We start from the raw sequence: 20,844 nt of genomic DNA, 5'->3' as shown, positions 1-20,844 counted from the left end.
AAAATCCAATAATCATGAATGAATCCACAGTGACAAAAATGAAACAAATGAAGCTTTATGGCATGCATAATGCTTTTAAAACGGCTATTGAAAGCGGAAAAACAGACCATTACACACTCGATGAGTTTGTATCGATGCTTATTGATGCCGAATGGGATGAAAGGCACAATCGGCGTATTGCACGCAGTATCACCAATGCCCGATTCCATTACAAATCAAACATTGAAACTATCAATTTTGACCAAACCCGTAATCTGGACCGAAACACTGTACTGCGTCTGGCAGAATGTGAATTTGTAGAAAAAAATGAAAACATTTTAATCACGGGAAGTACCGGTGTAGGTAAAAGTTATTTAGGCACCGCATTGGGTTACCAAGCCTGCATACAAGGTTTTAAAGTAAGTTATTTTAATACCTCGAAGCTATTTGCTAAATTAAAAATGGCCAAAGCAGATGGTTCTTACCTGCGAGAACTTGCCAAAATTGAAAGGCAAGATGTTATTATATTGGACGATTTTGGACTCCAAGCATTAGATAGTCATAACCGAATTACCCTTTTAGAAATCATTGAAGACAGGCATAATAATGGTTCTATAAGTGTGACATCGCAAATCCCAGTGCAAGGTTGTTACGATATCATTGGAGAAAAAACAATAGCTGATGCAATTTTGGATAGACTGATACATCAATCCCACCGACTCGAATTACACGGGGAATCTATGAGAAAGAAAAGAGGGATAAACAAAGGCTAATTATTAAGTATATTTGAATACTAATTAACAGATGAAAAAAAAGTAGTTTTTAATGAAAAATGGAGGTGGTCATTTTGCTCCGGAATTAGGTGCTCATTTTGAATTGGAATCAGGTGGTCAATATAACTGGAATTTGCAGGGAATACCTAAAAACACAATTCCATTAATTTAGGCGAAGAGCCAAAGAAAAGCTTCAGATTTCTCTGAAGCTTTTCTAGTAGCGGGAACAGGACTCGAACCTGTGACCTTCGGGTTATGAGCCCGACGAGCTGCCTACTGCTCTATCCCGCGATGTGCGTTTGTAATTTCAATAAAATTCTTAGTAGCGGGAACAGGACTCGAACCTGTGACCTTCGGGTTATGAGCCCGACGAGCTGCCTACTGCTCTATCCCGCGTTGTTTCGGGTGCAAATGTACGACGAATTTCCGTATTTCCAACTAAAATTTTAAAAAATGTTTTATTTCGTCTATTGACTTGATATGTCTACCTTTGCAAAATAAATTATAATAGAAATGTCACATAAAGCAGGTTTTGTAAACATCATCGGGAATCCAAATGTTGGGAAATCAACATTAATGAATGCCTTTGTTGGAGAAAGATTATCAATTATTACTTCAAAAGCACAAACAACACGTCATAGAATTCTTGGAATTGTAAACGGTGAAGATTTTCAAATGATCTTATCGGATACACCTGGAATCATTAAGCCAGCATATGAAATGCAGGAATCAATGATGAATTTTGTGAAGTCCGCTTTTGAAGATGCTGATGTTCTGATTTATATGGTGGAAATTGGAGAACAAGAGTTGAAAGACGAAGCGTTTTTTAATAAAATTATTCATGCCAAAATCCCTGTTTTATTATTATTGAATAAAATTGATAATTCAAATCAGGCGCAACTGGAAGAACAAGTGGCTTTCTGGACTGCGAAAGTTCCCAATGCAGAAATTTTTCCAATATCAGCCTTACAGAATTTTAATGTACCAGAAGTTTTTGGAAGAATCATTTCATTATTACCGGAATCTCCTGCTTATTACCCGAAAGATCAATTGACCGATAAACCGGAACGTTTCTTTGTAAATGAAACGATCCGTGAGAAAATCTTGTTGAATTACAGCAAAGAAATTCCTTATGCGGTAGAAATTGTAACCGAAGAGTTTTTTGAGGATGAAAACATCATTAGAATCCGTTCTTTGATTATGGTGGAGCGTGAAACCCAAAAAGGAATCATTATAGGTCATAAAGGAGCCGCTTTGAAAAAAGTAGGAATGGAAGCGCGTGTCGATTTAGAGAAATTCTTTGGAAAGCAAATTCATATTGAGTTGGTGGTGAAAGTGAATAAAAACTGGAGAAGCAACGCGAATATGTTGAAGCGTTTTGGTTATAATCAATAAGAGTTGATTTGTTTATTCGGTTATTTGTTTAATCGTTTGAAAATAAAAGCTGTTTAATCTCGAAATGCCTAGCCCTGATAGGAGCGGCATCCTTTTTCTGGCTTTTTTAGACAGAAAAAGATACAGCGGATAGCAGGAAATAGCTCCTTAAAACTTTAAAGTTGAAAGCTTAAACAAAAAGTATACCTTTGCAAAATATTTGAAAATAGGATTATGAATAACATTGTTGCCATTGTAGGAAGGCCAAACGTAGGGAAATCGACGCTTTTTAATCGATTAATCCAAAGAAGAGAAGCTATTGTAGATTCAGTTTCGGGAGTGACCCGTGATAGAAACTACGGAAAAAGCGAATGGAACGGAAAGGAATTTTCTGTAATTGATACAGGCGGTTACGTGCGTGGGTCGGATGACGTTTTTGAAGGTGAAATACGTAAACAAGTAGAACTTGCTATAGATGAGGCTGATGTTATCATTTTTGTAGTTGATGTGGAAGAAGGTATTACACCAATGGATGACGCTGTTGCGAGATTGTTGCGTAAAGTGACGAAACCGGTTTTACTTGCTGTAAATAAGGTGGATAATGCGATGCGTGAGAAAGATGCGATTGAGTTTTACAACCTTGGTTTAGGTGAATATTATACGTTTGCCAGTATTTCTGGAAGTGGAACAGGGGATTTATTGGATGCGTTGATCGATGCTTTTCCTATTAAACCAGAGCCAACTCAGGAAGAAGTTGTATTACCTCGTTTTGCGGTTGTAGGGCGTCCTAATGCTGGAAAATCAAGCTTTATCAATGCGTTGATTGGTAAAGACAGATATATAGTTACTGATATTGCGGGAACTACCCGGGATTCTATTGATACAAAATTTGACCGTTTTGGTTTCGAATTTAACTTGGTTGATACGGCAGGAATCCGTCGTAAAGCGAAAGTAAAGGAAGATTTAGAGTTTTATTCGGTAATGCGTTCCGTTCGTGCAATTGAGCATGCTGATATTTGTATTTTGATTATTGATGCCACCCGTGGTTTTGAAGGTCAGGATCAAAGTATTTTTTGGTTGGCTGAGAAAAACCGTAAAGGAGTTGTAATTTTAGTGAACAAATGGGATTTGGTCGAAAAAGAAACGATGTCAACTCGTGATTATGAAGCTAAAATCAGAGAAGAATTAATGCCATTTACCGATGTGCCTATTCTTTTTGTTTCTGCATTAACGAAACAACGTTTATTGAAAGCATTGGAAGCTACTGTAAAGGTTTTTGAAAACAGACAACAACGTATTGCGACTTCAAAATTCAACGAATTTATGTTGAAAGTGATTGAAGCATACCCACCACCAGCGACAAAAGGGAAGTATGTAAAAATTAAATATTGCATGCAGTTGCCAACACCAACACCACAATTTGTGTTTTTTGCCAATATGCCACAATATGTAAAAGAACCTTACAAACGTTATCTGGAAAATAAAATTAGAGAAAACTGGGACTTTTCAGGAGTGCCAATTGATATTTATATCAGAGAAAAATAAGAGAAAATCCCGAGTAATCGGGATTTTTTTGTAAATAGCTATTATAAATATTACTGTTTTTCTTCTTCTTCGTCTTCTTCTAAAGTTTCCATTGGATGGTCACCATACCAATCTTTAAAAGTTCTTACCGTTTTGTAATCATCATGTAGAACAGTGTATACCATAAACAAGATTAATGGTATACCAATGCAATACAGGGTCATTATAACCGGTAAAGCAACGTTAGTTTGACATAAACCGGCAAATACAAAAGCATAAATGGTGGTAAACCACACGAGTTTGATTGCAAAATTTTTCATGGCTATATCTTTTATTAAAGTTACGCCATAAAAGTTAAATTATTAGTTAATTAGCTCATAATCAATATTTAAATATTTATTAATACTGATTGATTAATTTTTTTTGTTATTGCGATTTTTAGTTCAGTTAAATATAGCCTATATAGTTTTAACCTTTTTTTGTAATCTTATTTTGTGGAAAATACTAAATCGGATAATTTCTCTATTAAAATAATCTACTCCGCTGGCCCGTTGTTGAAAACTGTTTAAATAGCCAAGTTCTACAGCGAAATTTTTGTTAATGCCATATTGTATTGCGGCATAAATCCTATTTTGATCAAAGGTGTTTTTGATGATTTTTTTACCGAAATTGATCATTATTTCATCGGATACTATAGCTTTTAAAAACTGGTTTTCTTTTTTCCAAAAATTATAATCACCTTGAATACGATATCTAAATCTCCAAGTAAAAGTAGTTCCGGATAATAATTCTTGTTTACTGGCATTGTGAATAAATCGTTCTTCCAGTTGAAAACGCTGATTGAAAGTGATTTTGTCCACCTCTTGTTTCCAAGTAATATCTTGTTGTCCTCTATATTCGGGGATGTTAAAATCGTAATTTAGTTCAGGTTCTTGCGTAGCGACAGAGAAATGGACAAAACCAATTCCTGTTTCTAAGTGGTCATTGATTTTATAGCGCCCTTGCACGCGTATGACATATAAATTTTCGGTAACAGGTTTTAGAAAAACCCTATTATCAAATTCACAATTTAAGGACCATTTGTTGTTTAATGTCAATTGGTTATTATAGCGTGTCCAAAGGATGCTTTGATGGTCTATATTTTTTTCGGTTTGAGCTCGGGATATAAAGCCGACTAAGAAAAAGAAAAGTATTTTAGCTATTTTCATGAAGGTTCATTCAATTTTTGGCAAATTTACATAAACTCTATAAAAATGATGGGATAGATTAAACCTTTTATTCATTTTAGTATCTTATCATTTTATCTAAATAAAGTTTACATGTCTAAGTTCTACTCCTTTTTACTTTTTTTGCTTTTTTGTTTTTCTGCTAAGGCTCAGGATGAGTTTACTATTAAAGGAACTGTGCTCGATGTTACTACCCAGATTCCTTTAGAGGCAGCAACAGTTTATTTTTCTAACGTAAAAGATTCTACAGTATTAGAATATGCTACTACTGATAAAAATGGTCTTTTTAAAATTATGACCAAGAAATACGATAAACCAGTTTTTTTGAAAGTTTCCTACATGGGATACCAGAGTTATGTTGAGGAACAAAAAGAGATTGCTGAGAATAAAGATTTTGGTAAAGTCTATTTATTAGAAAGTGTAAATGCATTAGCTGGTGTAGTTATAAAAAATGAAGCTCCTCCTATTCGTGTAAAAAAAGATACATTAGAGTTTAATGCCAATTCTTTTAAGGTACGCCCAGATGCCAATGTAGAAGCCTTATTAAAACAATTGCCCGGTTTTGAAGTGGATAGTGATGGTAAAATTACTGTAAACGGTAAAGAGGTGACCCAGTTTTTGGTAAATGGGAAAACTTTTTTTGATAGAGATGGGGCAATGGCTTTGAAAAACTTGCCAGCTGAAATCATTAATAAAGTTCAGGTTTCTGATTTTAAAACCAAAAAAGAAGAATTGTCTAAACAAGAATCAACTTCAGATTATTCGAGTATCAATTTGACTATAGATGAGAAGAAAAACAAAGGGTTCTTTGGTAAATTCTTAGGTGGCTATGGTACGGATGATCGTTATGAGGGCAGTTTTGTGATGAACTTTTTTAATAATAAACAAAAAATAAGTGTTTTAGCTTCCTCAAATAACATCAATTCTACCGGTTTTTCAATGGATGAGGTATTTGATAGTATGGGTGGTGGAAGAAACACTAGAGGAGGAGGCAGTGGGGCTTCAGGAAGCGGTAAGGGAATTACCCAATCTAATTCGGCCGGATTCAATTATACCGATGAATGGTACAAAGGTTTTGATGCTACTGCAGGATATTCTTTTTTGAATACAGTTACTGATAATGAAAGTAAGTCGAAACAAACCAATTTCTTGCCTACGGGTAACTTCTCCACCGAATCGGAGTCGAAATCAAGAGATGAGAATACCGTAAATAAGGTGAATTTGGAGTTTGAATATAAAATTAATCCAACGACACGAATTGCTTTTATGCCAAAAGTGAATCTGTCAAATTCTAATAGTAATTCTAGTGCTGAAAGTTTATCCAGAGGTGAAGATGAAGAACTTTTAAACGAAAGCAGATCAAAATCATATAGAGAAAATAAATCAACTAATTTTGGGAACACGATAAACTTTAATAAAGCTTTCCAAAAAAAGTCTCGTAATTTAAGTTTTGTTTTCACTAATAGTAATACCAATAGTGGCTCAGATGCTTTAACGGAATCTAAAACTATTTTTTATCAAAATGGACAAGCTGATGATGAGAGAAATCAAAAGAGTAAAAATGAAAATACGTATGATTCCTACTCGGCTGATATTGAATATACAGAGCCGATAACCGATTCTATACGAGTTCGTTTTGGTTCTGATTTTGGATGGACGAAGGAGATTAAAGATTTGAAAACATTCGATTTTGAGGATAATTCTCAAACGTATTCTGTTTTAAATGAGTCCTTGTCTAATTTTATTACTTCCAGCCAAAATTCTATTAGTCCAAAAGTAGGCATCACTTTCGAAAAGAATAAATTTACATTCAATTTGAATTCCAGTACTTCCATTATTAATTTTGATAATCATTCGCTATACTTAAATAAAGCAACCGATTTGAATAAAAAATATGTGCTGCCTTATGGAAGAGCCCAAATTAGATACAAGTTGGATCGTTCAAAATTTATTACTTTGCGATATGATTATTCCAATAGTCTACCTTCTTCTGGTCAATTGCTGGCTGTAGAAAATTTAGCTAATCCTTTGAATACGATAATAGGAAATCCTAATTTAAATCCTAATGAAAAACATAGTGCTAATATTAATTTCAGGAATTTTGATTTCCGCACGCGTTCGGGTTATAGTTTGTTTGTAAGGGGGAATTATAATAATAGCGAAGTGGTTTCCATTTCGGTATACGATGCCAGTAGAAAAAGGTCTACGACTTATGAAAATATTTCAGGAACATACTCCACAGCTGTAGGAGGAAATTGGAATCAATCCATAAAAAAAGAAGCACATGCGTTCAGATATGGGATTGCTTTAAACAGTATTTATTCTTTGGATAAAGGGTATACCAATGGCATTTTGTATAGTGCTAAATCATTGGAGATTACACCAAGGGTATATGTGAATTATGACTATGGGGAAGTGTTGACTATAGCTCCGTCATATAGTTTTTCTTATAATGAGTCAAAATATTCAAATTATGTAACCAGTGGAAGCTCTAATGTGGTACACCGAATTAATTTACAAACTACCAGTTACTGGCCTAAAAACTGGATTTTTGGAAATGATTTCGGATATACCTATAATTCCAGAATTGCAAGTGGTTTTAAGAAAGATTTTTATTTATGGAACACCAGTTTATCTTACAGCTTTTTTGCTAAAAACATGATTGCGAAAGTAAAAGTGTATGACGTTCTAAATCAGAATCAGAGTTTTTCCAGAACAATTTCGGCTACTACAATTCGTGATGAAGAAAATACAATTTTAAAACGATATGCCATGTTTTCGCTAACCTATAAAATTCAAGATTTTTCGGGGATGAAGAAGCTTCCAAGAGCTGAAAATAGAGGGCAAGGAGGATCAGGAGAAGGAAGAGAAGGAAGAGGAGGACCAGGAGAAGGAAGAGGAGATTTGATGGGGAATTAAAAAAAAGCGGTTGTGAATTCACAACCGCTTTTTTTTGCTATATATTGTCCGTCCTGAAATAGAGATATCATTAAATAACGGATAGAAAAACTTAACTATAATGAATAACGAAGGGTAATTCCATAAGTTCTTTGGTCTCCTAATACACCAGCATATTGTCCGGCATTACCACCCGCAGGTAATAATTGTTCAAAATAATCCTTATTCAATAGGTTGCGTCCCCATAAGTAAACGGATAAACCTTCTGAAGCTCGGAAACCGATACGACCATTAAGCAGCGCATATGAATCAACTACTAGATACTTCGAAGGAGATGCACTAGAAGAAAACGAGGAACGATAGTAAGTGTCTAAGGCTAAGAAGAACTTCCCTACATTACCAAATAATTTACCTGAATCAGTGATTTCACCACCTAAAGATCCTGCCCATTTTGAGATACCAGGAAGGGCACCACCCGAAATATCCTTAGCATATATCGCATTATTATTTGCATCTTTTAATCCGGTTTCTTCCAATGGAAGTGGTGCATTCTTGAAAGAAACATATTTACCATCAGTGTAAGATACGGCACCGGTGAACGATAGATATTTGTTGACAGCAACACTAGCATCAAGTTCAGCACCGCGTACACGTACCTTTTCTGCGTTAGCAAGGTAACCACGGTTTAGACTCACATCCGGACTTTGAACCAGCGTTTGAAAGTTTTTGATGTCTGTGTTATAAAGAGTAACATTCAGTATAGTTCGGTCAAAAGGGGAGGTTTTTACTCCAACTTCAAAATGATTTACTTGTTCTGGTTTTATTTCAGCAAGTGCTAGAATTGGACCATTAGCATCGGTAGGGATACCACCTACATTAACACCTACAGGTTTGTAGCTTCTCGCATAAGTTGCAAAAGTATTGACACGGTCAGAAGCTTTGTAAGCCAATGTTAAATTTCCGGAAAAGTTGGTGTCGTCTACATCCACTTTGAAAGCCTGATTAGAATAAACTTTCTTTTTCAAGGCAAGTAAAGCTGGATCGGTTGTTTGAAGACCTCCGTAAGTTTCTCTACTGTAGTCCAATTTTTTCTTGTCATAATTATACCTTAAGCCAGGTAATAAGTGAAGACCTTCAGTAATTTCCCAATCAAGTTGACCAAATAGTGCCCCACTGAATGTATTTAGTGTGTTTTTGGTTTTTATTCCATATCCGTCTAAAAGCCCAGTTGTCTGCCATAATGAGTAGCCATTGGAATCGTTTGGTGTGTCTTGAGAAAAGCGCCACTGTGCGGATCCAGCTTCTTCAATTTGGATAGGATCTGCTTTAAGTTCTTGTCCGATGGCGAATACGCCAATTACACCACTTAATCTACGGGAGAAATCTCCTGCATAGCGAACCTCTTGAGACCATTGTTGGTGTTTTGATGTGGCTTGCGATAGTTTAAGTACTTGAAGACCTGTAAAATCTCTATCATTGGATGGATCCCAATTCCAATAACGCCATGCTGAGGTTGAAGTAAGCGTTCCTTCTCCAATTTTAGTTTCTACATTTAGTGATATACCTCCTAAATCCTGTCCGGAACGCCAAGGAGTATCGTGGTCGATCTTACGGTCGAATGCATTCTGACTTGGAAGACTATAGTTTAAATCAGCAATAATCTGATTAAATTGTCGGTAAGCGGCACGTTTTGTTGGGGCAACACCAGCAATAACTTGCGCATATCCATCGGGACGTTGACGCGAAAAATCAGCAGCTAATGTAATATCTGTATTTTCTGTTGGTTTATAAAGTAGCTGTCCTCTAACTCCTTGATTATTCAAATCGTTCACCCATTTTCCTGTTGCTACATTTTCTATCAGACCGTCACGTTGCGTTCCTGAAAAAGATAATCTTCCGGCAAGCTTTTTACTTAAAGCACCTGTGATAGAGGCTTTAGCCTGAAGGAATCCGTAATTTCCAAAGCTAACCTCAAAGTTGGCACCTGAAGTAAAACTAGGTTTGCGAGTGGTTACGTTAAAGGCACCCGCAGTCGTGTTTTTACCAAACAATGTACCTTGTGGTCCACGCAATACCTCAATTCGGTCGATGTCAATAAAGTCTAATGTTGTCGCAGCAGGACGGGCGTAGTAAACACCATCTACATAAAAACCCACACCCGGATCAATACCATCGTTAGTAAGTCCAAAAGTAGAACCCAGACCACGAATGTTAATGGTTGTATTTCTTGGATTTGATGAATACAATTGAACTGATGGAACTAGTTCCTTCAAACGGTTAACGTTGAAAGCTCCAGCTTCCTCGGCCTGTTTTCCACTCACAACAGAAATTGGAATGGGAACGTTTTGTGCTTTTTCAATTCTGCGTCTGGATGTGATGACCACTTCAATAAGTTGATTTTCCTCCGAAAGGATTATTTCTAAGGGTGTATCTTGTAGTTCAGTAATTGTAACTTCTTTAGATTTATATCCCACATATTGTATAATAAGCGAAAAAGGAAGTTTTCCTTGGGTGTCAATTGTGAACTTGCCGCTGGAATCCGCAGTAGTACTATATTTAGTGCCTTTTAATACCACATTAGCACCTTCTAAGGATGATTTTTGACTATTCGTGACCACTCCAGTGACCGCGGTTTGTGCAAAAGATGGAGAGAATATGAATAGTAATAATAGCGTTGTAATTATTTTTGTGTAAATAGTTTTCATTATATGTTTATTATATGTAATTAGTAGAGTTTAAATTAAATTTTTTTTACTAGCACATACACATCATTTGGTTACTCTCTTCTTTGCTTGCAATTACTTGTTTATTTCCTAGTTGTTCATTTAAAATAACGAACGTGTTTAAATACGTTTTCATACGTTTAAAATTGGATTATTAATTATGCGTTAAATTCAATGCAAATGTATAATTAATTCTATAAAAATAGTAGAGTTTAAAAAATATTTTTTTATTTTTTTACCAATGAAGAAATTGTAATGCCTTGCATAGCCTTTAAAGTCTCGTCTCGAATAGTCATTAATCCGTGTCGTAATAGGCATTCAGACTCGCTTTTACAATCGGAGCAGGGCTCATAAAAATTTAATGAAGCACATGGAAGTAATGCAATTGCACCATCAAATAACCGATGAATATCAGCTAAGGTAATTTCATTTTTGGATTTTAAAAGATAATAGCCGCCAAATTTACCTTGTTTGCTCCCTACAAAATGGCCACGTTTTAAATCCAATAAAATCTGTTCCAAAAACTTTTTTGGAATATTGGCTGCTTCAGCAATTTCAATAGTTCTTGAAATGTGATTTTCGTCTTGTTGCGCTAAAAAAAGTAATGCCTTGAGAGCATATTTGGCTTTATGTGAAAGCATTTTTAATGTATTTTATAAGTGTAACTTTTAAATTAGATGCGTTTCAAATTTAAAAAAAATGAAACTAAAACAAACATAAACTATTTTAATTTATAATTTTAAAAGTAATGTTTATTTTTGAAAGTGTTAATGCCAAACGGAACAGAATGATTTTAAATCTACCAATCTCCACCAGATCCACCACCGGAGAAACCTCCGCCACCAAATCCACCACCGAAACCTCCGCCGCCGCCGGAAGAACCTCCAAAGCCTCCACCGCCACTGCTTCTGCCTAGGCTACTAAGGATGAGAACATCAAGTAAACTAGGTCCGCCACCTCTGTTACCAGAATTCCCACCTCCACCTTTATTTCTTGAAATTAGCACAAGAATAATAATGACAATAACTATAATTGGCATAATTGGAAAACCTTTCTCTTTTCCTTTGATTTGTTTTCGTTCTCCTTTATATTTCCCTTTAAAAACATCAATTATAGCATCGGTCCCTTTATCAAGACCTCTATAATAACTTCCGGTTTTAAATTCTGGAATAATAATGTTTCTGGTAATTTCTCCGCCAATTCCAGCAGTTAAACGATCTTCAAGTCCATAACCTGGTGAAATCCATATTTTTCTTTCAGCTTTAGCCAATAAAATAAGGACACCATTATCATCTTTTGCAGTTCCACCGATGCCCCAAGTTTGACCCCATTTTGGAGTAAGAATACCAATATCTTCCCCTTTAAGGCTTTCAATTGTAATGATCACAATTTGGGTTGTAGTCGAATCAGAATATTTAATGAGTTTTTCTTCTAATTGTGCTTTTTCAGTTGCACTTAAAACGTTAGCATAATCATATACACTAGTTTGAAAACTTGGTTTTTCAGGAATGGTAAATTGAGCAAAACTAATTTGTGTGAACAAAAAACAAACAAACAGCTTTAGGGAAATTAGGGTATTCTTTTTTTGTAATAGCATTATCCTCTAGATATTTCGTTTGATAATTCATTCGTATCGCCTTCTTGCCAAGGAAAATATTTCTGCAATTGTTCACCGGCTCTAGCAATTCCATCGATAAGTCCTTGCTTAAAATCTCCTTTTTTGAACTCAGCCACCATGATATCACGAGTGCAATTCCAAAAATCATCTTGAACCACATCATTAATACCTTTGTCACCACAAATTACAAAATGTCTATCTTCTACAGCTAAGTAAATTAAAACGCCGTTTTGAAGTTCAGTTTCATCCATTTTCAGTTCATGAAAAACTTCCATTGCGCGATCATAAGCATCAATAGAAGTTGTTTTTTCTATATGAACTCTAATCTCACCAGAAGTATTTTTTTCGGCCATGCGAATAGCTTCAACAATTGCTTGCTCATCTTCTTTGGTTAAAAAATCTTCTACTTTAGACATTGAAATATTTTTTGAGTTAAGATTAGCGATTTTTGATTTCAAAATTGTTAAATCTGAAATCAAAAATCGTAATTTTTAAAGGTTGTTTCTTCAATTTAAATTTGATTTATTTTGACTTCTAAAAATCTAAGAAGTCTAATAATCTAACTTTAGAATTTTACTTCAACGGGTTTGTCTGCACCTTCAACAGCATTAAAATATGCTTTTTCTTTGAAACCAAACATTCCTGCAAATAATGAATTTGGAAACGTTTTAATATGCGAGTTATATGGTTTTACTGCTTCATTGAAACGGGTTCTAGCCGTAAGAATTTGGTTTTCAGTACTGGCCAATTCGTCCTGTAATTTCAAGAAATTTTGATTCGCTTTCAAATCAGGATACGCTTCAACGGTTACTAATAATCTTGACAAAGAGCTGCTCACACCACTTTGTGCTTTGTTGAATTCAGCTAATTGTTCTGGAGTAATATTTGCTGGATCAATCTTTACGGAAGTAGCTTTTGCTCTAGCTTCAATAACAGCAGTCAAAGTTGATTTTTCAAAATCAGCGGCACCTTTTACAGTATTGACTAAATTCCCGATAAGGTCATTTCTTCTTTGGTAAGCCGTTTGTACATCTCCCCAAGATTGTTCTACTGTTTGATTTAAAGTTACTGCAGTATTGTTAATGCCTTTAACCCAGCTGTAAATTCCAATGATTAATACAGCTGCAATAATCCAAGGTAAAAATTTTTTAAAATCCATTTTTGTTTAATTTAAAGTTTAGTGTTTAATTGTTATTTTTATAAAATCGGGAATCAACAATTTACAGTTGATTTTTAATATTTGTTAATTGTGTTCGTATGGTTTCCAGTTTTCTAATAATTTCAAATTTATCCAGTGTTTTCTTCTGGCCTTCTTTCAAATGTGTTTTGGCACCTTCCAGTGTAAAACCTCTTTCTTTCACTAAATGAAAGATGAGTTGTAAATTAGTCACATCTTCAGGAGTGAACATGCGATTGCCTTTGGCATTCTTTTTAGGTTTCAGAATATCAAATTCATTATCCCAAAAACGAATCAGTGAGGCATTCACGTCAAATGCTTTGGCTACTTCGCCAATGCTGTAATACCTTTTATCTTTAGAAAGTTCAATATGCATATTGTTTTTATTTGACTTTTAATTCTGCTACCACTATCTGTAGACTTTTTCATTCCTAAAATCTGATCACTAACCACTCTTTTTTATAAGCATTAATCTAATGACTGATTTTCTTGATTAGCCAATTTTGAAATGGCAACATACTCAATTGCCGAAATATTTCCATAATAAAAATTTAATGGATTCACGACATTCCCATCTTTGTGCACTTCATAATGCAAGTGCGGACCTTCAGATCTTCCAGTGCTGCCCACATATCCTATAATGTCACCGCGTTTTACGTGTTGCCCAGCCCGAACTTTATATTTGCTTAAATGTCCATATAATGTTTCATAACCATACCCGTGTTTAATTACAATATGGTTTCCATAACCTGATGCCGAATTATCCGCCTTTGCTATAACTCCGTCTCCCGTAGCATAAATAGGAGTTCCAGTATTTGCAGAGAAATCCATTCCTTTATGCATTTTTCTCGCTTTCGTAAAAGGATCTGTTCGATATCCAAAACCAGATGCCAATTGTTTTAAATTCTCATTTCTTACCGGCTGAATTGCTGGAATCGCTGCCAATAATTTATTTTTTGCTTTAGCTAAATCCAAAATAATATCCAGTGATTTTGACTGAATCGCCAATTCTTTGCTAAGCATATCAATCCTTTTTGTCGTGTTGATTACCAGTTGGGAATTATCATAACCCTCTAATGTTTTATAGCGATTGATATCACCAAAACCTGATTTTCGTACTGAGTCAGGAATCGCTGCCGTATTAAAATATACCCTGTATAGATTATTATCCCTATCTTCAATGTCTTCAATAACACCATCAACCTGATCCATTTTCTTATTTAAAATAGAAAAATTCAACTTCAAATTGTCAATTTCACGCGCTTGCAAACGGTCTTTTGGCGTTTCAAAATAGGGAGTGTTCAATAAAACAATAAAACATAAAAATCCAAACAAGGCCGATGCTATTAAAAATAAGGCTATGACACCAAATTTCTTTCTTTTTCTTACTTTTATTTTTCGGTATGCTAGATTTTCGGAATCGTAATAATATTTTACTTTCGCCATATTTTAAAATACCCTATTTTTGCACCTTCGTAAAAGGTTAGTCGAACAAATTTAATAAATGTTTCATTCGTTCCCCCCTTTTTTAAGGAATAAATATAATAATGTGCCTATTCCAGCTATTCGTAGCAAGTTCTCGTCTTGAAATCTTTTTTTCTATTGAGTCAGCAGGGGCTTCCTCCGGTAGCTCTGCCATCTCAAGAAAAAATAAATTTCAAAGCCGCGAAGCTTTTCATTACAAACACGAAGTGTTCAGTGAACTCCGATGAAAATAAGAGCGTGTGAGATAATCTGGGGGCAAAATAACAATAATATAATTCAAATATTTAAAGATAGTTTTAGGTTTAACAAACTTTTAAACTTTAGACTTTAAACAAATTTTAGTAAATGAAATCACAAGACGTACGTAAACAATTTCTGGATTTTTTCGCATCAAAAGGACACTTAATCGTTCCATCAGCACCCATAGTTCTAAAAGATGATCCAACCCTGATGTTCAACAACTCGGGAATGGCACAGTTCAAAGAATATTTTCTTGGGAACGCCACGCCAAAAAGCAATAGAATTGCCGATACACAAAAATGTCTTCGGGTTTCAGGAAAACATAATGACTTAGAAGATGTGGGTTTTGATACCTACCACCACACCATGTTTGAAATGCTTGGGAACTGGTCTTTTGGGGATTATTTCAAAAAAGAAGCCATCAACTGGGCTTGGGAACTTTTGACAGAAGTTTATAAAATCCCAAAAGAAAATTTATACGTTTCCGTATTTGAAGGGAATCCAGAAGAAAACGTACCATTCGATCAAGAAGCCTGGGATATTTGGAAAGGATTGATTGATGAAGACCGAATCATTCTTGGAAACAAGAAAGACAATTTCTGGGAAATGGGTGACCAAGGACCTTGCGGACCTTGTTCCGAAATTCATGTTGATTTACGTTCAGAAGAAGAAAAAGCTTTAGTTTCAGGAAAAAGTTTAGTGAACAATGACCATCCGCAAGTAGTCGAAATCTGGAATAACGTATTTATGGAATTCAACCGTAAAGCGGACGGTTCTTTAGAGAAATTACCCGCGCAACACGTTGATACCGGAATGGGATTTGAACGTTTATGCATGGCATTGCAAGGAAAAACATCAAATTATGATACCGATGTTTTTACACCACTTATTGAAAAAGTAGAACAAATTACAGGATTAAAATATACTTCAAACGAAGTTTTGAATATCAGCGAAGAGCAAAATAAAACCAATATCGCTATTCGTGTAGTGGTAGATCACGTTCGTGCCGTAGCTTTTGCCATAGCTGACGGACAATTGCCATCAAACACAGGTGCTGGTTATGTAATTCGTAGAATTTTGCGTCGTGCAATTCGTTACGGATTTACTTTCTTGAATACCAAAGAACCGTTTATCAATCAATTGGTATCCGTTTTGGCCAATCAAATGGGTGAATTTTTCCCGGAAATCAAATCGCAACAACAATTGGTCACTAATGTGATTCGTGAAGAAGAAGCATCGTTCTTAAGAACGTTAGACCAAGGATTGCAATTGTTGGAAAATGTAGTTGCCGAAACTAAAGGTTCAACGGTTTCAGGTGTTAAGGCATTTGAATTATACGATACTTTCGGATTTCCAATTGACTTAACAGCATTAATTCTTAGAGAAAAAGGATTTGAACTGGATGAAGCAGGTTTTAACACTGCCATGCAAGCTCAAAAAGACCGTTCGCGCGCCGCATCAGAAGTTTCTACCGAAGATTGGTCCGTGTTGATTCCAGGAAATGTAGAAACATTTGTGGGGTACGATCAATCAGAAAGTGACGTGAAAATCGCTCGTGTCCGAAAAGTCGACAGTAAAAAGGACGGAATTTTATACCAAATCGTTTTAGACAACACGCCATTCTATCCAGAAGGTGGAGGGCAAGTAGGGGATAAAGGTACTTTGGTTTCTGCAAATGAAACTATCGAAATCATCGATACCAAAAAAGAGAATAACCTGATTTTACATTTTGCAAAAAAATTACCAGAAAATGTAAATGCCAGTTTTATTGCTAAAGTGAATCAGGATTTGAGAAGTTTGTCTTCTAGAAATCATTCGGCTACACACTTAATGCACCAAGCGTTGAGAAGTATTCTTGGAACACACGTAGAACAAAAAGGTTCGTTGGTAAACCCAAACTATTTGCGTTTTGACTTTTCTCATTTTGCTAAAATGACGGAAACCGAATTGCAGCAAGTTGAGGATTTTGTAAACGCAAGAATTCAAGAGCAATTGCCATTAATTGAAAGAAGAAATATTCCAATTCAACAAGCTTTAGAAGAAGGCGCAATGGCGTTGTTTGGTGAAAAATACGGAGATAATGTCCGTGCGATAAAATTTGGCGAAAGCATGGAATTATGTGGTGGAATCCACGTGAAAAATACAGCTGAAATATGGCATTTTAAAATAATTTCAGAAGGAGCAGTTGCAGCAGGAATTCGTCGTATCGAAGCGATTACAAGTGATGCTGTTAAGGCACATTTTGCATCGTATGAAAATACATTGAATGAAGTGAAAAATGCATTGAAAAATCCTCAGGATATTTTGAAAGCCGTTCATTCGATGCAAGAAGAAAATGCCAAATTGGCCAAACAAATTGAGGCTTTGGTGAAAGACAAAGTTAAAATTTTGAAAGCGAGTTTAACGGCTGAAATACAGGAAATAAACGGTATACAATTCTTGGCGAAACAAGTGGATCTGAATCCGGAAGGGGCAAAAGATTTGGCGTATGAATTAGGAAATTTAGGGAATAACGTATTCCTTGTTTTGGCTACAGCCGACGAAGAAAAGCCAATGTTAACCTGTTATGTTTCGAAAGAATTAGTTGCGGATAAAAACCTAAATGCGGGACAAGTAGTTCGTGAGTTGGGTAAGTTTATCCAAGGTGGCGGAGGTGGACAACCCTTTTTTGCAACAGCGGGAGGAAAAAACGTTGCAGGAATTCAACAAGCTTTGGAAAAAGCGGTTGAGTTTGTAAAGTAAAACAAATTTATTTTTGATAATAAAAAACCTTTTAGGATATATGTCTAAAAGGTTTTTTTTTGTTCAACGCACTATACTATAGGTATTAACATAGTGTTATAGCTAAGTTAAAAAAAGTAGTTTAACCGAAATATAGGGATTGTAACGATGAATATTGTAGCTTTTGTTTTATTTTTTTAGGTTTGAATAAAAGGTTTGATAGAGATCTATGCGATTTATTTAGTATTATGAAAAAAACAAAAAAAATATTTTGTGTCTTATCGATTTTTTTATTGACTCTTTATTCGTGTTCAAATGATACCGACGATAACATAAAATTACTAAAAAAGGTAGTTGCTACTTCAGCAGATGGAACTTCAGCAACAACTTTGTTTACTTATAATGGGAATAAAATTGTAAGTATTGATGGCGTTCAGAAACATGTTGATTTTACTTATACAGATGATTTGATTTCGAAAACAGTAACGTTAAACAAAACAAATCAACTTCTCGAAACTATAGAATATACTTATGTTGCCGGTGAATTGATACGTTCAAAGTCTCCAAACAATTATATAATAAATTACATTCATAATTCAGATGAAACTGTTTCTTATGAAAAATTAGCGGTTAATTCAGGGAATCAAGAAGTGAAAGTGTATCATGGAATTTTGTATTTTCAAAACAAAAATTTCATCAAGGACGAAAGAATAATAGACAACACAGTAGTAGGAGTTACTTCTAGTTATAGTATAAGTTTTGATTATGATTTTAAACACAATCCATTGTTTAATGTATTGGGATATAAAAAACTATTGGATTATAATGAAGCAATTTCATCGAATAATAGTTTGATCAGTACTGTAATTATAAGTACTACCAAAGACGGGCAAATAGCCTCTTCGGCTAAATTTTATAAAAACTCCTTTACATACGATTTAGAGAATTATCCAACGGAACAGGTTTCGGATAATGCTATTTCGGATGATGGAAATATAGGCTATTTGAAATCGCAGTATTTCTACTAAGAAATCCATAAGTTGATAAGAATCAAAAATACAATTTAGAACTCAAATATACTCTGAAAAATATTTGAGTTTTTATACAATTAATAGTGTTAATTTTTTTTTTTTGCTTTTATTTATAAAAAAAATAAGTATGAGAAAATTTGCATTGGGATCGATTGTTTTTACGACACTACTACTATCTTGTTCAAGTGATAATGCTGGAAATGATACTCCAGTTGTACCTGCATCTGTATTAGTTAAAAAAATTATTGAATTAGATAAGGATGGAAAAGAAATGAGTACGACTGATTTTGTTTACAATGGAAACAAAATTGTTAGTGAAGTTATAGCAAAAAAAGATCTTTCGGTAGTTGGAAACATCGGTTTTTTGTATAGTTATAAGACTGAATATACGTATACGGGTAATTTAATCACCAGTATAAAAGTAAAAAATATTGTGGCTAATCAGGATAGGCTTGTTCTGAAAACAGATTTTTTTTATGATAGTAATGAAGATTTAATTTCTTCTACCAGAGAACAATATTTTGACATGTTTAAAGGCATATTGAGAGTAGTTTATACTAAAATAAATACAAATACAGTCAATTGTAAAATGTATTCCAGTGATTCAAGGGATAATATAGAAACGCTCATATGGGAAGGTAAGTTTTCTTTTGATACAAATAAAAATCTTGTTAAATCAGAATCTTTGGACGCCAGTTTACTTTTTGGAAGTTTTGAGTACGATACAAAATCGAATCCTAAGAAGAGTATCTTAGGTTTAGATAAAATTGTCTTTCATGAAATTCCGCCTCTTTATAATGTTTCTACATTGCGATATCATTTGAATAGGTTTAATAATATTCTCAAATCTAATATTTCTGGGTATTTTCCTAGATACAATCAATTTAGTTATAATCTTAATGGATATCCAAGTGAGATTAAAGAATATTATATCTATAATGGAAACAATATCCATGATGTAACTTTTAAATACTTTTATGAATAAGTATTTAAGTTTATAGGTTTAAGGACCCATTCAACGTATAAAACTCTGAAGGGTTTTTTATACCAATGAAAAAAGAACTAAACCCTATTTAATTCACTAAAATTATTCAAATTTGTACTAAATTATAAATAATGCAATTCAGAACTCCAATCCCCATTTCTAAAAGTAGTCATCCTTTAGATTACAATTCTAAAATTGTGTCTTTGGGTTCTTGTTTTGCGGAAAACATGGGTGAAAAATTTAATTATTTTAAATTCGAAAATAGCATAAACCCTTTCGGAATAATTTTCAATCCGGTTTCCATTGAAAAACTAATTTACCGTATTGCTAATCAATTTTTTTTTACGGAGAAAGATATTTTTTTTCATAATGAACGCTGGCATTGTTATGAGGTTCATTCAGATTTTAGTGATGCTAATGAAAAAGAATTGCTTGGAAATTTGAATACTATTTTAAGAATTTCATTGATACAACTATTTCAAGCTTCTCATCTAATTGTCACTTTTGGAACGTCTTGGGTATATCGAAATTTTGAAAGTAATGCTATCGTTGCCAATTGCCACAAAATGCCGCAAAATCAATTTAAAAAAGAAATTTTGTCAGTGGGAGCAATTGAGAATTCTATTAAAAACACCATTGATTTAATCAAAAAAATAAATCCTGATTGTAATTTTATTTTTACCGTTTCACCGGTACGTCATATCAAAGACGGTTTTGTGGAGAATCAGTTGAGTAAAGCACATTTGATTTCGGCTATTCACAGTATTCTGAATTCTGAACACTGCAAACTGAACACTGAATACTTTCCTTCTTACGAGATCATGATGGATGAACTTCGCGATTACCGTTTTTATGCCGAAGATATGTTGCATCCCAATCAAGTGGCAATCGATTATATTTGGAAGCGTTTCAAAGAAACTTCCATTTCTGAAACCGTTTTTTCTACAATGGAAGAAGTAGAAAGTATCCAAAAAAGTCTTTCACACAAGCCTTTTAATCCTGATTCTAAAAGTCATTTGAAGTTTGAGTTCAAACTCCGAGATAAAATCACTAAATTGGAAACTCAATATTCATTCATGAAATTTTAATT

17 protein-coding genes and 2 tRNA genes are annotated in these 20,844 nt (G+C 34.3%); 8 read left to right on the top strand and 11 right to left on the bottom strand.

What is annotated here, in order from left to right; all coding sequences use genetic code 11:
- The first annotated feature begins 14 nt into the window (after positions 1-14).
- Positions 15-752, top strand: a complete 738-nt coding sequence (istB, locus tag ACNQGG_RS14540; RefSeq protein ID WP_417965131.1) for an IS21-like element helper ATPase IstB — start codon at positions 15-17, stop codon at positions 750-752.
- Positions 753-970: 218 nt separating this feature from the next.
- On the opposite strand, the gene ACNQGG_RS14535 is transcribed toward istB, so the two are convergent.
- Positions 971-1,043 (bottom strand) — tRNA-Met (locus ACNQGG_RS14535).
- Between the two features lie 32 nt (positions 1,044-1,075).
- Positions 1,076-1,148: transfer RNA gene (locus ACNQGG_RS14530), tRNA-Met, on the bottom strand.
- Between the two features lie 117 nt (positions 1,149-1,265).
- Here ACNQGG_RS14530 and era point away from each other — a divergent pair.
- Together era and der are read left to right on the top strand one after the other, a co-directional pair.
- Positions 1,266-2,147, top strand: coding sequence for a GTPase Era (era, locus tag ACNQGG_RS14525; protein ID WP_416836183.1), 882 nt, complete (start codon positions 1,266-1,268; stop codon positions 2,145-2,147).
- Positions 2,148-2,360: 213 nt separating this feature from the next.
- Complete coding sequence (gene der, locus ACNQGG_RS14520; protein ID WP_039109002.1) at positions 2,361-3,671, top strand: ribosome biogenesis GTPase Der; 1,311 nt, start codon at positions 2,361-2,363, stop codon at positions 3,669-3,671.
- A 50-nt stretch (positions 3,672-3,721) separates the two neighbouring features.
- Here der and ACNQGG_RS14515 read toward each other — a convergent pair whose 3' ends face one another.
- Together ACNQGG_RS14515 and ACNQGG_RS14510 are read right to left on the bottom strand one after the other, a co-directional pair.
- Positions 3,722-3,970, bottom strand: coding sequence for a hypothetical protein (locus ACNQGG_RS14515; RefSeq protein WP_417965128.1), 249 nt, complete (start codon positions 3,968-3,970; stop codon positions 3,722-3,724).
- A gap of 138 nt (positions 3,971-4,108) precedes the next feature.
- Positions 4,109-4,858, bottom strand: coding sequence for a DUF2490 domain-containing protein (locus ACNQGG_RS14510; protein WP_417965126.1), 750 nt, complete (start codon positions 4,856-4,858; stop codon positions 4,109-4,111).
- 111 nt (positions 4,859-4,969) lie between these two features.
- Here ACNQGG_RS14510 and ACNQGG_RS14505 point away from each other — a divergent pair, with 111 nt between their 5' ends.
- Complete coding sequence (locus tag ACNQGG_RS14505; RefSeq protein ID WP_417965124.1) at positions 4,970-7,795, top strand: outer membrane beta-barrel protein; 2,826 nt, start codon at positions 4,970-4,972, stop codon at positions 7,793-7,795.
- A gap of 95 nt (positions 7,796-7,890) precedes the next feature.
- Here ACNQGG_RS14505 and ACNQGG_RS14500 read toward each other — a convergent pair whose 3' ends face one another.
- The 7 genes from ACNQGG_RS14500 to ACNQGG_RS14470 all read right to left on the bottom strand — a co-directional run bounded on the left by ACNQGG_RS14500 (position 7,891) and on the right by ACNQGG_RS14470 (position 14,738).
- Positions 7,891-10,479, bottom strand: coding sequence for a TonB-dependent receptor (locus ACNQGG_RS14500; RefSeq protein ID WP_417965122.1), 2,589 nt, complete (start codon positions 10,477-10,479; stop codon positions 7,891-7,893).
- 245 nt (positions 10,480-10,724) lie between these two features.
- Positions 10,725-11,138 carry an RrF2 family transcriptional regulator gene (locus ACNQGG_RS14495; RefSeq protein WP_417965120.1) on the bottom strand — a complete coding sequence of 138 codons (414 nt, stop codon included), beginning with the start codon at positions 11,136-11,138 and terminating at the stop codon, positions 10,725-10,727.
- A 158-nt stretch (positions 11,139-11,296) separates the two neighbouring features.
- Entirely contained in the window at positions 11,297-12,094 is a 798-nt protein-coding gene (locus ACNQGG_RS14490; protein ID WP_417965118.1) for a TPM domain-containing protein, read from the bottom strand.
- A complete protein-coding gene (locus tag ACNQGG_RS14485; protein WP_417965147.1) occupies positions 12,094-12,531 on the bottom strand; it encodes a TPM domain-containing protein in 438 nt (145 codons plus the stop codon). The genes ACNQGG_RS14490 and ACNQGG_RS14485 overlap by 1 nt, the downstream gene beginning before the upstream one ends.
- A 149-nt stretch (positions 12,532-12,680) precedes the next feature.
- Positions 12,681-13,274, bottom strand: a complete 594-nt coding sequence (locus ACNQGG_RS14480; protein WP_416849188.1) for a LemA family protein — start codon at positions 13,272-13,274, stop codon at positions 12,681-12,683.
- Between the two features lie 61 nt (positions 13,275-13,335).
- A complete protein-coding gene (locus ACNQGG_RS14475) occupies positions 13,336-13,668 on the bottom strand; it encodes a MerR family transcriptional regulator (RefSeq protein ID WP_035670311.1) in 333 nt (110 codons plus the stop codon).
- A 92-nt stretch (positions 13,669-13,760) separates the two neighbouring features.
- Positions 13,761-14,738: a M23 family metallopeptidase gene (locus ACNQGG_RS14470; protein WP_417965116.1), complete on the bottom strand. Its 978-nt coding sequence runs from the start codon at positions 14,736-14,738 to the stop codon at positions 13,761-13,763.
- A gap of 384 nt (positions 14,739-15,122) precedes the next feature.
- On the opposite strand from ACNQGG_RS14470, the gene alaS reads away from it, so the two are divergent.
- The 4 genes from alaS (at position 15,123) to ACNQGG_RS14450 (ending at position 20,842) form a co-directional block, all read left to right on the top strand.
- Positions 15,123-17,759 carry an alanine--tRNA ligase gene (alaS, locus tag ACNQGG_RS14465; protein WP_417965114.1) on the top strand — a complete coding sequence of 879 codons (2,637 nt, stop codon included), beginning with the start codon at positions 15,123-15,125 and terminating at the stop codon, positions 17,757-17,759.
- Between the two features lie 227 nt (positions 17,760-17,986).
- Positions 17,987-18,766, top strand: a complete 780-nt coding sequence (locus ACNQGG_RS14460) for a hypothetical protein (RefSeq protein WP_417965112.1) — start codon at positions 17,987-17,989, stop codon at positions 18,764-18,766.
- Between the two features lie 130 nt (positions 18,767-18,896).
- A complete protein-coding gene (locus ACNQGG_RS14455) occupies positions 18,897-19,754 on the top strand; it encodes a hypothetical protein (protein WP_417965110.1) in 858 nt (285 codons plus the stop codon).
- Between the two features lie 131 nt (positions 19,755-19,885).
- On the top strand, positions 19,886-20,842 hold the full coding sequence (locus ACNQGG_RS14450) for a GSCFA domain-containing protein (protein WP_417965108.1): 957 nt from the start codon (positions 19,886-19,888) through the stop codon (positions 20,840-20,842).
- Positions 20,843-20,844 lie beyond the last annotated feature (2 nt).

This window comes from Flavobacterium esculini, from assembly GCF_048284325.1.
In the GTDB taxonomy this organism is placed as follows: Bacteria; Bacteroidota; Bacteroidia; order Flavobacteriales; family Flavobacteriaceae; genus Flavobacterium.
This window is presented reverse-complemented; position numbering and strand designations above follow the sequence as displayed.

What these genes read in the sequence shown, in the direction of transcription:
- istB (WP_417965131.1), top strand. Translation starts at nt 15, where the DNA reads ATGAATGAATCCACAGTGACAAAAATGAAACAAATGAAGCTTTATGGC.
- era (WP_416836183.1), top strand. Translation starts at nt 1,266, where the DNA reads ATGTCACATAAAGCAGGTTTTGTAAACATCATCGGGAATCCAAATGTT.
- der (WP_039109002.1), top strand. Translation starts at nt 2,361, where the DNA reads ATGAATAACATTGTTGCCATTGTAGGAAGGCCAAACGTAGGGAAATCG.
- ACNQGG_RS14515 (WP_417965128.1), bottom strand. Translation starts at nt 3,970, where the DNA reads ATGAAAAATTTTGCAATCAAACTCGTGTGGTTTACCACCATTTATGCT.
- ACNQGG_RS14510 (WP_417965126.1), bottom strand. Translation starts at nt 4,858, where the DNA reads ATGAAAATAGCTAAAATACTTTTCTTTTTCTTAGTCGGCTTTATATCC.
- ACNQGG_RS14505 (WP_417965124.1), top strand. Translation starts at nt 4,970, where the DNA reads ATGTCTAAGTTCTACTCCTTTTTACTTTTTTTGCTTTTTTGTTTTTCT.
- ACNQGG_RS14500 (WP_417965122.1), bottom strand. Translation starts at nt 10,479, where the DNA reads ATGAAAACTATTTACACAAAAATAATTACAACGCTATTATTACTATTC.
- ACNQGG_RS14495 (WP_417965120.1), bottom strand. Translation starts at nt 11,138, where the DNA reads ATGCTTTCACATAAAGCCAAATATGCTCTCAAGGCATTACTTTTTTTA.
- ACNQGG_RS14490 (WP_417965118.1), bottom strand. Translation starts at nt 12,094, where the DNA reads ATGCTATTACAAAAAAAGAATACCCTAATTTCCCTAAAGCTGTTTGTT.
- ACNQGG_RS14485 (WP_417965147.1), bottom strand. Translation starts at nt 12,531, where the DNA reads ATGTCTAAAGTAGAAGATTTTTTAACCAAAGAAGATGAGCAAGCAATT.
- ACNQGG_RS14480 (WP_416849188.1), bottom strand. Translation starts at nt 13,274, where the DNA reads ATGGATTTTAAAAAATTTTTACCTTGGATTATTGCAGCTGTATTAATC.
- ACNQGG_RS14475 (WP_035670311.1), bottom strand. Translation starts at nt 13,668, where the DNA reads ATGCATATTGAACTTTCTAAAGATAAAAGGTATTACAGCATTGGCGAA.
- ACNQGG_RS14470 (WP_417965116.1), bottom strand. Translation starts at nt 14,738, where the DNA reads ATGGCGAAAGTAAAATATTATTACGATTCCGAAAATCTAGCATACCGA.
- alaS (WP_417965114.1), top strand. Translation starts at nt 15,123, where the DNA reads ATGAAATCACAAGACGTACGTAAACAATTTCTGGATTTTTTCGCATCA.
- ACNQGG_RS14460 (WP_417965112.1), top strand. Translation starts at nt 17,987, where the DNA reads ATGAAAAAAACAAAAAAAATATTTTGTGTCTTATCGATTTTTTTATTG.
- ACNQGG_RS14455 (WP_417965110.1), top strand. Translation starts at nt 18,897, where the DNA reads ATGAGAAAATTTGCATTGGGATCGATTGTTTTTACGACACTACTACTA.
- ACNQGG_RS14450 (WP_417965108.1), top strand. Translation starts at nt 19,886, where the DNA reads ATGCAATTCAGAACTCCAATCCCCATTTCTAAAAGTAGTCATCCTTTA.